We start from the raw sequence: 11,433 nt of genomic DNA on the forward strand, positions 1-11,433 counted from the left end.
TGGGGACTCCGGAATTCCGTAGTGTTACCGGAATTGCTTGACGCCGTGACCGGCTCCTTGGAAGCGTTCGCTTACCCGGCGTCTGGACCGTGGCGCATTCGACGCCATTCGACGCCGAGAGGTCAAGTAGCAGACTCGGCTCTGCGTTTGGGCGGTCTGTTTCTCAGCGAAGGAAAGGAATGAGATGTCCAAGCGTGCGCTGATCACCGGAATTACCGGGCAGGACGGCTCCTATCTGGCCGAGCACCTGCTCGGCCAGGGCTACCAGGTGTGGGGTCTGATACGCGGCCAGGCCAATCCCCGGAAGTCGCGGGTCAGCCGGCTGGTCTCCGACCTGTCCTTCGTCAACGGCGACCTGATGGACCAGGCCAGCCTGGTGTCGGCGGTCGACACGGTGCAGCCGGACGAGGTCTACAACCTCGGCGCGATCTCCTTCGTGCCGATGTCCTGGCAGCAGGCGGAACTCGTCACCGAGGTCAACGGCATGGGCGTGCTGCGCATGCTGGAGGCGATCCGGATGGTCAGCGGCCTGAACGGCTCGCGCACCGCCGACGGCAGCCAGATCCGCTTCTACCAGGCGTCCTCGTCGGAGATGTTCGGCAAGGTCGCCGAGACCCCGCAGTGCGAGACCACCATCTTCCGGCCGCGCAGCCCGTACGGCGTCGCGAAGATCTACGGGCACTTCATCACCCGCAACTACCGCGAGTCCTTCGGCATGTACGCGGTGTCCGGGATGCTGTTCAACCACGAGTCGCCGCGTCGTGGGGCGGAGTTCGTGACCCGGAAGATCTCCCTCGCGGTCGCCCGCATCAAGCTCGGCTACCAGGACAAGCTGTCCCTCGGCAACCTCGACGCCGTGCGGGACTGGGGCTTCGCCGGTGACTACGTCCGCGCCATGCACCTGATGCTCCAGCAGGACGAACCGGGCGACTACGTGATCGGAACCGGCCAAATGCACTCGGTCCGGGACGCCGTGCGCATCGCCTTCGAGCACGTGGGCCTGGACTGGGAGGACTACGTCAGCATCGACCCGTCCCTGGTGCGTCCCGCCGAGGTGGAGATCCTCTGTGCGGACGCCGACCGCGCCCGCGCCAAGCTCGGCTGGGAGCCCAGTGTCGACTTCCCCGAACTGATGCGCATGATGGTCGATTCCGATCTTCAGCAGGTCTCCCGCGAGCGGGAGTTCGGGGACCTGATGGCCAACAGCTGGTAGTCCGGTCGGCCGTACGGGGCGCCTGACGCGCGGCGCGGACTCCGGGCGTCCCGTGCCGCGCGGTGCGGCCCGGGCGCCGCACCGGCACGGTGCGTGCGGACTCTACGGATCTTCCCGCGGTCCGCCCGGTGGGATGGGCGCGCGGAGCACCGGGCCGGATCGGCCATACCCCTGCCGCCAGCGCACGAAGGAAGGAGCCGATGCCACGATGGCAACCGCCGCAGCATGATCATCTCCCCTCGGGGGGTGGAGGTGCCGCGGCGGCGTGTCGCATGCCACATGTGCTGAAGCTCATGTACTCTAACGCTTCTCAGACATCACTCTTTAGGGTGATTTACGGATCGATGGGATGACGCCCCGTCACATCCGTTGTGTCTCCGAGGTGCGAGGAGTCCTATGGTGCGGAGTCGGAGCGTAGATCCTGATATAGGCAGCACCTTGGTGGGCCGAGGCGATGCCGTGCGGGAGCTCGACCGCCGCGCCCGCGAAGCGCTGTCCGGGCACGCCCGCTCGGTGGTCGTGACCGGCCCGGCCGGAATCGGCAAATCCGCCCTCCTCCGCGCCTTCCTCAAGGGGGACGCCTGTCGGGGCGCCACGGTTCTGCGGGGCCTCTCTTTGCCGGATGCGGCGGGCACCTCCTTCAGCGGTTTACGCGCGTTGCTCGGCCCGACCGCACGGCGCGCCTTCCTCGACGACGCCACCCACACCGCCGTTCGGGCGCTCGCTCCGGGCGCGCTGGACGGCGCACCCCCGCACGCTCCCGCCGTCCAGCAGGCGTTCCACGCCCTGCACCGGCACGCGGCCGACGTACTGGCCCGCCGCCCGCTCGTCCTGGCCCTCGACGACGCCCAGCACTGCGACGAACTCTCCCTGCGCTGGCTGGAATTCCTGCTGCGCCGATCCGCCGACCGCCCCCTCCTCCTCGTCCTCGCCCGGCAGTCCGAGGCCACCGCCCTCACCCGCGGCATCCCGACGCACCACGCCCTCGCGGACCTGACGGCCGACTGCCGCACCACGACGCTGCGCCTGTCGACGCTGACCGAGAGGGACGTCGCCGAGGTCGTGCGGGAGTTCTTCCCGGTGCCCGCCGCCCCCGTCTTCGTCACCCGCGCCCGCGCCGCGACCGGCGGCAACCCCCGCCTCCTGGGCCGACTGCTGCGCGAACTGCGGGCCGCGGGGGCCGGGCCGGGGGTGGGCGGCGCCGACCGGATCGCCGAGACCGCCGGTCGCGTCCTGGCGGGTTGGGCACGCGAACTCCTGGACCGCCAGCCGCCCTGGATCGGCGAGGTCGCACGGGCGGTGGCCGTCCTCGGCGAGCGGGGCGCCGACCACGTCGGTCCGCTCGCCGGCGTCCCCGCCGACGCCGTCGAGGACGCCCGGAAGGTGCTGTGCGAGGCCGGGCTGGTGCCCGCGGACGGCCGCCTCGCGGAGGGGGCGGTGCGCGCGGCGGTGCTCGCGCCCCTGGACGCCCACGTGCTGTCCGGCCTGCACGCGCGGGCGGCCCTGCTCCTGAGCGATGCGGGCCGGCCCGCCGAAGAGGTCGCCGACCACCTCCTGCGGCTGCCCGCGATCGACGAACCGTGGATGCCGGGCGTCCTGCTGGAGGCCGCGGCCTGCGCCGAGGAGCGCGGCGCGCCGGAGACCGCGGCCCGCTACCTGTACCGGGTGCTGGAAGTGGACCCCGACAGCATCGATATCCGCGTCCGCTTAGCGAGGGTGCTGGCCGACACGGACCCGCCCGAGGCGGTCGGCCTGCTGCGCGAGGCGCTGGCGCCGAGCGTCGACGTGCGCACCCGGGCGCGGATCGCCGCGCAGTTCGGCACGACCGGCCTGGCCGCGCGCGAGTGCTCCGTCGCCCTGAAGATCCTCGAAGACGTCCTGGACGCGCTGGACGCCGAGCTCGGCCCCGACCCCGCGCCGGCCGACCGGGAGCTGCGCACACTCGTCGAGGCGGTGTTCCTGATCGTCGGCTCGCACGGCCGCAGCACCATCGCCGCGACCCGCAAGCGGGCCGCGATGATGAGCCTTCCGGAGGGCGACACCCCCGCCCAGTGCCAGAAGCTGGCGGCCATGGGGATCCTGACGGCCTTCGACGGCGGGCCGCCCGAACCGGCCCTGCAGCAGGCGCTGCGCGCCACCGCCAGCCCCCAACTGCGCCTGAAGAGATGGACGTTGATCAACTCGGCGCTCGTCCTCGGATTCGCCGACCGCACCGAGGAGGCGCTGCACTCCCTGGACCGGGTCCTGCGCCACGGCCGGAAGAACTCCGCCATCTGGACCTACGCCCTGGCCCTGTCCATCCGCGCCGTCCTCAAGCACGGCGTCGGCGCCCTCCCGGACGCCCTCGCGGACGCTCGGACGGCGGTCCGGCTCAGTGGGTCGGAGCGGTGGAGCGGGACGCTGGTCATGCCGCGTCTGGCCCTGGCGGGCGTCCTGGTGGACCGGGGCGAGGCCGCGGACGCCGAACGGCTGCTCGCCGGTACCGAGCCCGCCTGGCGCGAACAGTACGTGTGGACCTACCCCCGTTACCTGATGGTCCTGGGGCGGGCCCGGCGCGCCTTGGGGGACCCGGAGGGCGCACTGACGCTGTTCCGCGCATGCGGCCGGGCGCTGGCGGAGGCCGAGGTGCACCAGCCGGCGTTCCTGCCCTGGTGGATGGAGGCGGCCTGCGTCCTCGCGGAACTGGGCCGCACGAAGGACGCCCAGGAGCCCGCCGCACACGGCGAGCGGCTCGCCCGGCAGTGGGGCACGCCCCGGGTCCTCGGGCTGGCCGCCCTGGCCCGCGGCGTGGCCACCCCCGGCGCACGCGGCGTGGAACTGCTGGGCGAGGCGGTGCGGGAACTCGCCGCCTCACCGGCCCGCGTCGAGCACGCCCGCGCCGAACTCGCCCTGGGCAAAGCGCTCCTGTCCGCCGGCGACCGGCGCGAGGCGCGCGAGCACCTGCGCACCGCGGCGGGCCTGGCCCAGCGCTGCGGCGCCCTCGCACTGGGCCAGGACGCCCGCGACGCCCTGGTGGCCGCGGGCGGCCGCATGCGGAAGCTGACCGCCTCGCCGCTGGACCTGCTCACCGGCATGGAACGCACGGTCGCCAGCCTCGCCGCCGGCGGTGCCGGGAACCGTTCGATCGCGCAGTCGCTCTACGTCAGCGTGCGCACGGTCGAGATGCACCTGACGAGCGTGTACCGCAAGTTGGGCATCGCCGAGCGGGCCCAGCTCTCCGCGGTCCTGCGCTCCTCGGGGGAACGCGGGGCACGGGCGCCGGGGGCGGCACCACCGTCGGGCGGACAGGATTGAGGGCGAGCGGACCGGGATGGAGCCTGTGGCGGGACTGCACGGCGAACAGTCATACGCCGGATCTACCTGGACGGCGCGATTGCGCATCGACCCGGCCCTGCTCGAACGGGAGGCGGAGCAGGCGCAGCTGAAGCAGGCGATGGCCGAAATCGGCGAAGGCCAACCCGCCGTCGTCGTGGTGACCGGTCGCCCCGGCTTCGGCCACAACGCCCTGTTGCGCTGGGCCGGCCGGCTGGCCGAGAAGCGGTCGGTGCGCGTCCTGCGCGCCACCGGTTCCCTGACCGAGCGCGACCTGCGCAACGGCGCGGTCATCCAACTCCTCAGCCAGTTGGGACCGGAGGCCGAAGGTCCGCTCCGCGTGCTGCGCGGGCCCCCCGAGCCCGACGGCCTGCCGGGACTCCGGGAACTCCTGCACACCGTGCGCCGCCGCCCCACCCTGGTGACGGTGGAGGACGCCCAGTGGCTGGACCCCGACTCCCGGCGCTGGCTCCAGGCACTGGTGCGGCGGATGTCCGCGGGCGTCCCCCTCGCCCTGCTCGTCGGCCGCACCGGAGTGGACCGGCACGGCCCCGACTGGCTGGCCGGCACCTCCGCCGCCGGACGACTGACCCGCCACCTCCTCGTCCCCGGACTGAGCCCCCGCGCGGTCGCCACGCTGGCCGGCACGATCTTCGGCGCCCCCTGCGACGAGGCGTTCGCCGCCGCGGCCGCCGAGGCGTCCTACGGCAGCCCCGCCATCCTGCACGCGGCACTGCACGGCCTCGCCGACGCCGGCCAGCGCCCGACCGCGGCCGACGTGCCGCAGCTGCGCACCGTGATGACCAGCATCATCGGCGACCGCTGCGCGCGCGCCCTGCGGGGCCTGACCGACGAGTCCATCGCCGTCCTACGGGCGCTGGCCGTCGCCGGCGACCTGCTGGACTTCACCCGGATCTGCCACCTGGCCGGGGTGCGCACCGCACACGAGTCCCGGCTGCGCTCGGCGCTGCAAACGGCCGGCTTCACCGTCCCCGACGGCCCCTTCGAACGCATCCACCTGCCGGTCGCCAGGGCCCGTGTCCTGGAGGACACACCGGTCGCCGAACGCGCCGGCCTGTACGCCCGCGCCGCCCGCCTCGTCTACCGCTCCGGCGCCGCCGACGAGGACGTCGCCCGCCTCCTGCTCCACGCACCTCCCATCGGTGAGCCCTGGGCGGTCCAAACGCTGTACGGCAGCTTCGGGGCCGCCGCGCGCCGCAGCGAGTTCGCCCGGGCCGCGACCTGGCTGAACCGCGCCCTCGAAGAGCCTCAGCGCCCGGAGCAGCGCGCCCGGATCGGCCTCGACCTGGCCAGCGCCGAGGCCGTGGCCGCGCCGGTGGCGAGCGACCGCAGGCTCGCCGCCGTCGTGAAGAGCCCCGGGGACGGCGAGACCTGGTCCCACCTGCGCGTCCGGGCCCTGGACATGGGACTGGCGCGCGGCGACGACTCGTGGGGCCGCTGCGTCGCCGCCGAGGCACTGGAGACCGCCCAGGGCCGCGAGCGCGACGACCTGATCGCGCTGTACTGGTACGCCGTCCGCTGCCGGCCCGAGGTCCGCGACGTCCCCGCACCCGGCGTCCCGGCCCTTCCCGAACACCCCCTGGCCCCCGCCCAGGCGGGCATCCGCGCCGGGCAGCTCGCCACCCTCGGCCAGCACCGCGAACGGGCCGCCGAACTGGCCCGCCGGGCGCTGGAAGCGGGCAGCTCCGTGCCCGTCATGCCCCGTCTGGTCGCCGTCAGGGCACTGTGGTTCACCGACGCCGCCGCCGAGGCCGAGGGCCATCTCGACGCCCTCGTCGCCGAACTGCGCCGGGGCCACAGCCGTGCCCCCCTGGCCCGCGCCCTGGTCCTCAGCGCCGACCTGCACCTGCGCGGCGGTCGGGTGGACGCGGCCCAACGCGCCATCGACTCCGCCGAACGGGCGCTGCCCGCCGTCGCCTGGCACCCCTACGCGGCCCCCCACCTCATGGCCGTGCGCTGCGTCATCGCCATGGAGAGCGGTCGGCACGACGAGGCCCGCGCGCTGACGGCCGCGCCCACCCCGCCCGACACCGAAACCAGCGTCCACTGGCCCTTGCTGCTGTTCATCCGCGCGCGAGTGGCGGCCGACGAAGGACGCTGGGCCGAGGCCGTCGAGCTGTTCAAGGAGAGCGGACGGTGGCTGGTGCGCAGACAGTGGCCCAACCCCGCGGTGCTGCCGTGGCGTTCACTGGCCGCCCTGGCCTGCCTGCGCCTCGGCGACCTGAAGCAGGCCCGGCGTCTGATCGACGAGGAACTCACCCTGGCCCGCCGCTGGGGCGCCCCCAGCGCAGTGAGCCTGGCCGAGTTGTGCGCCAGGGCCCTGGACCGCCCCGGAACCGCCGCCTCCACCACCGTTCCGATCGGACCCAACCACCTCGCCCACGCCTGGGCGTTGGCCGACCTCACCACCGAGGAAGCCACCAAGGGCGACCGGGTCGCCGCGGCCCGACTGCTGACCGAGCTGTCCGACCACCGCGTCACCCGCACCTCCAGCCGCCTCGCCGCACGCGTGCGGTCGCTGGCCGACCGACTGGAACCGACCGCCGACCCCGAGGTGTCCATTCTTGACAGGGAGTGGGCCGTCCTTTCGCCCGCCGAGCGGCAGACCGCCGAACTGGCCTGCGGCGGCCTGGGCAACCGCCAGATCGCCGAACAGCTCTCGGTGAGCCGGCGCACCGTCGAGCTACGGCTGAGCAGCACCTACAAGAAGCTCCGCGTCGCCTCGCGCGAGGAACTCCGGTCGCGGTACCGGCTGATGGAAGGGACATGACCGATGTTGTACGAGCGGGAATCCGAACTGGCCCGGATCGACGCCGCGGTGCGTCAGGCGCGGGAGGGCCGGTCCTCGGTCCTCCTGCTGACCGGCCCGTTGGGCATCGGCCGGTCCACGCTCCTCCAGGAGGCCGGCGCCGCACCGCCGGGCGACTTACGGGTGTTACGCGCCAATGCCGCCCCCATGGAGCAGGACTTCGCCTACGGCATCGTCCATCAACTTCTCGGGCCCCTCCTGTCCGACGGACTGCCCGCCCTCGGCGACCACGAGGCGCCCGACTCCGAAGCCGTGCTGCACGGCCTGAGATCGCTCCTGGCCGACGCCAGCGCCACCGTCCCGGTGCTCCTCCTCGTCGACGACCTCCAGTGGGTCGACCTGCCCTCCCTGCGCTGGCTCGCCTACCTGGTGCGGCGCGCACACGGCATGCGGGTGGCCCTGGTCTGCACCCTGCGGGACGGCGACCCCCGGGCCGAGCACCCGCTCGTCGGTGACCTCGCCGACGCCGCCGACCTCCTCCAGCTCGCCCCGCTCTCGCTCGACGGCACCCGGGCCCTGATCCACCACCACCTGGGCGAAGTCGCCGCGGCGTGTTACGCCCAGGCGTGCCACGACACCTGCGGCGGCAACCCCCTCTTCCTCCAGTCCGTCCTGCGCGACCAGGCCGTCGAGGGCCACCGTCCCACCCCCGAGCAGGTCGACCGGGTCCGCACCGTGCGCCCCACCCAGCTCCGCGACCGGCTGGCCGGGTGCCTGCACGCCCAGCCCGGCCCGGTCCGCGACCTGGCCGCGGCCATCGCGGCGTTCGGCGATCACGGCGAGCCCGACCTCATCCAGCACCACGCGCGGCTGGACACCATCAGCTACCAGCGGGCCCTGCGCGCCCTGCGCCGCCTCGGCCTGCTCGCCCGCCAGGACACGCCGCGCTTCCTCCACCGCGTCGTGCGCGACGCCGTCGAATCCGGTCTCACCATCGCCGCGTGCGAGGAGGCCCGGGTCGCCGCGGCCGAGATCCTCCACCACGCCGGCCGTCCGGCCGAGAACATAGCGGACCTCCTGGTGGGCGTCACCGCCACCCACCGGCCCTGGGCCATGGGGGTCCTGCGGGCGGCCGCGGACGCCGCCCTGCGCCGGGGCGGGGCGGACACCGCCGCCCGCTACCTGCGGCGCGCGCTGCTGGAGAGCAGCGCCGGCGACGGCGAACGCGCCCACCTGCTGATCGAGCTGGCCAAGGCCGAACGCGGCACCGACCCCGCCGCCTGCGAACGCCACGTCAGCCAGGCCGTCCGGCTGCTGTCGTCGGCCACCGACCGGGCGGCCGCCACGCTGCTCATCCCGCCCAGTCTCCTCGGCGAGGCCACCCCCGCGTCGGTCGACCTCCTGCGCAACGTCTCCGAGGACTTCGAGCCCGCCGGGCCCCACCAAGGGGCCGCCTGCGAGATCGCGCTGCGCCTGGAAGCGCGCCTGTGGCACGCCGGGCAGGAGAACCCGGCGGAGCTGGCCGGGGCGGTGGACCGCCTGCGCGCGCTCGGCACCGCGCCCCCCTTGGAGACCAGCGGCGCCCGCGAACTGGCGGCCGTCCTGATCAACGCGGCGGTCCTGTCCGGCGCCCTGCCGGCACCCGACATCGCCGCCCTGGCCGGCCGGATCCTGGAACGCGAGCCGGTGGCCTCGGCGTACCCCCGCACCACACTCCCGTTGGTCGCGTTGGCCCTGTATGCCTCCGACGCGGTGGACGGCATCAACACCCGGCTGTCCGGCGAGCAGCACGCCGACCGGCCGAACGCGGGCGTGCACGCCGAGAACGCCCTGATCCAGCTCGCCTGCGGACGCCTCACCCAGGCCGGCGAACAGGCCGGCCGGGCCGCCCGACTGGCCGACGCCGACTGGCGCGAGCCGGCCGGGGTCATCCGGGCCGCGGTGGCCATGGAGACCGGCAACACCTCGTTGATGGAGGGCCTCTTGGCGGACTCCGCGAAGCGCTGGCCGGCCAACCTCGCCATGACGGCCATGCGGCAACTCCTCGCGGCCTCCCTTGACGCCCGCGGTGGCCGCGACGCCGACGCGCTGGAGTCCCTCCTGGCCTGTGGGCGCCAACTGGAAGCGGCCGACTGGCGCAACTCCACCCTCTTCCCCTGGCGGCCCCGCGCCATCGTCCTCCACCAGCGCCTGGGCGAGGTCGGACCGGCCCTGGCCCTGGCGGAGGAGGAGCTTGCCTGGGCGCGGCAGTGGGCCGCCCCCGCCGCCCTCGGCCGGGCCCTGCGGCTGTGTGCCCTGCTGCCCGGCGGCGGGGGCGTCCCGGTGCTGCGCGAGTCCGCCGCCGTCCTGCGCACGTCGGCCAATCGGCTGGAACTCGCCCGTACGTTGCTCCAGTTGGGGCGGGCGGTGCGTGGCGGCAAGGAAGCGAAGGCGATGCTGCGCGAGGCCGTTGACCTCACCACCGCCTGTGGCGCACCCTGGCTGACCGAACGGGCCCATGCGGCCCTGGGCACCGCCGCCCCCAGTCAGGAGGCACCACTCACCGACGGTGAGCGCCAGGTTGTCGCGTTGGTGGGCCGGGGGCTGACCAACCAGGAAATCGCCGATGAACTGGGCGTGAGCACCCGGGCCGTGGAGAAGCGCCTGACGTCGTGCTACCGCAAGTTGGGCGTCGCGGGGCGCCGTGAGCTGTTGGGCGGCCGCAGCGCGTCCGAGATGTTCGCGGCACGGTGAGCGCGCCGTTGGCGGACGTCCCGCAGGGTACGGGCGTACCGGCGGTAAGGGGTGCGGAGTGTTCGGCCGCCGAAAGTTCGGGGGCGGACCGTACCGTGCGGAGCGTCGGACCACAGGATTAGGGATGAGGGCCGGATGGGCGTTGACGCTTGTCCGGACGGGTCCTTAGTGTCGATTGTGCAGGGGAGTTCGAAATTTCATCCCGGCGGATGTCGGGCCATCCGATCCCCTGCCTCGCCTCAATCTCTGGATTCTCCTTCTCACTCGTCTCTCTCGAAATTCTGATTTGCCAGCGGGGGTTGGAAAGGATGTCGGTCCCTTGAGGTTCTCTGCTCTGGTGGAATCTCTGCAGTTATCGGAAGATCCCAGTTCGGCCGGTTCGGTCGGCGCGGCGGTCCGGGGGGAGGAGCGGTCGAGCATATGCATTTCCGTGCTGGATCCCGCTCTGACGATCCGTCAGGCCAATCAGGACTTCTTCCGGCAATTCGCGAGCCCCGCCACGTCCCCAGCAGATGTCATCGCCCCGCTCCCCTCCGATTCCTCGACCACGGCTCCCGACGTGTTCGGACGCAATTTCCGCGACCTGGTCCACCCCAGCGTGCGGCAGCCGCTGATGCGACAGTTCGAGCGGCTCCTGGAAGGCCGCCGGGACCGGTTCGCCACGCCCGTGGTGGCGCTGCGGCCGACCGGTGACGTGTTCAACGGCAGTCTCACCGCCGCCGCCGTGCGCGGATACGGACCCGACCCCTCCGCGGTGCTCGTCGTGATGCGGTCCGGTCGGGATTCGGCCGACGACGCGATGGTGACACCGAAACGGAAACTGCTCAGCGAGATCGACGCGCGAATTCTGGAGGGAATCGCGGCCGGTCTGTCCACGATTCCGCTGGCCTCCCGGCTGTATCTCAGCCAGCACGGCGTGGAGTACCACGTCACCGGACTGCTGCGGAAACTGAAGGCCCCCAACCGCGCGGCCCTGGTCTCCCGCGCCTATGCGATGGGCGTGCTCACGGTGGGTACCTGGCCGCCCCGCGTCGTGGACGACTTCATCAAGTAACACCGCCCCGCATTCTGTTGGTTCGCCGTGCGGGCGCGGGCCGAGGGCTGCCTTTGGCACCCGGCCCGTTCGGAAGGCGAACCGCGAACACACCTGGTGCCGGGAGCGCCGCCGCGCATGCGCGGCGCCCCGGCCCGTCCGCGCGCGGTCGACCCCGGGCTCCGCCGACTCTACGGAATTCCCTGACCACCCCCGTAGAGACTGGGCACGTGGCGTGCGGGAAGTCGAGCTGCCTCGTGCAGGGCACGCAGATAACTCCGTCGTTGTGGCACAGCCGTCCCCAGTACTAGCTGCCCACAGCGAAATCCTCTGCTGTCCGACGGTCTTGAGATGGGTTGGAACGTGGCGAAC

General features: G+C 73.2%; 5 protein-coding genes. All 5 read left to right on the plus strand.

All coding sequences use genetic code 11. The features are described from left to right. Positions 1 to 184 precede the first annotated feature (184 nt). The 5 genes from ACLJT4_RS15500 to ACLJT4_RS15520 all read left to right on the plus strand — a co-directional run bounded on the left by ACLJT4_RS15500 (position 185) and on the right by ACLJT4_RS15520 (position 11,082). Positions 185 to 1,213 carry a GDP-mannose 4,6-dehydratase gene (locus ACLJT4_RS15500; RefSeq protein ID WP_016577845.1) on the plus strand — a complete coding sequence of 343 codons (1,029 nt, stop codon included), beginning with the start codon at positions 185 to 187 and terminating at the stop codon, positions 1,211 to 1,213. Positions 1,214 to 1,609: 396 nt separating this feature from the next. Next, positions 1,610 to 4,507, plus strand: coding sequence for an AAA family ATPase (locus tag ACLJT4_RS15505; RefSeq protein WP_411122905.1), 2,898 nt, complete (start codon positions 1,610 to 1,612; stop codon positions 4,505 to 4,507). A gap of 16 nt (positions 4,508 to 4,523) precedes the next feature. Further along, a complete protein-coding gene (locus tag ACLJT4_RS15510; RefSeq protein WP_411122906.1) occupies positions 4,524 to 7,316 on the plus strand; it encodes an AAA family ATPase in 2,793 nt (930 codons plus the stop codon). A 3-nt stretch (positions 7,317 to 7,319) separates the two neighbouring features. Further along, on the plus strand, positions 7,320 to 10,028 hold the full coding sequence (locus ACLJT4_RS15515) for an AAA family ATPase (RefSeq protein WP_411122907.1): 2,709 nt from the start codon (positions 7,320 to 7,322) through the stop codon (positions 10,026 to 10,028). 346 nt (positions 10,029 to 10,374) lie between these two features. Further along, entirely contained in the window at positions 10,375 to 11,082 is a 708-nt protein-coding gene (locus ACLJT4_RS15520) for a LuxR C-terminal-related transcriptional regulator (protein WP_044373465.1), read from the plus strand. Positions 11,083 to 11,433 lie beyond the last annotated feature (351 nt).

Origin of the sequence: Streptomyces sp. x-19 (genome assembly GCF_046549115.1) — a bacterium.
Taxonomy (GTDB): domain Bacteria; phylum Actinomycetota; class Actinomycetes; order Streptomycetales; family Streptomycetaceae; genus Streptomyces; species Streptomyces albulus_C.

What these genes read in the sequence shown, in the direction of transcription:
- ACLJT4_RS15500 (WP_016577845.1), top strand. Translation starts at nt 185, where the DNA reads ATGTCCAAGCGTGCGCTGATCACCGGAATTACCGGGCAGGACGGCTCC.
- ACLJT4_RS15505 (WP_411122905.1), top strand. Translation starts at nt 1,610, where the DNA reads ATGGTGCGGAGTCGGAGCGTAGATCCTGATATAGGCAGCACCTTGGTG.
- ACLJT4_RS15510 (WP_411122906.1), top strand. Translation starts at nt 4,524, where the DNA reads ATGGAGCCTGTGGCGGGACTGCACGGCGAACAGTCATACGCCGGATCT.
- ACLJT4_RS15515 (WP_411122907.1), top strand. Translation starts at nt 7,320, where the DNA reads ATGTTGTACGAGCGGGAATCCGAACTGGCCCGGATCGACGCCGCGGTG.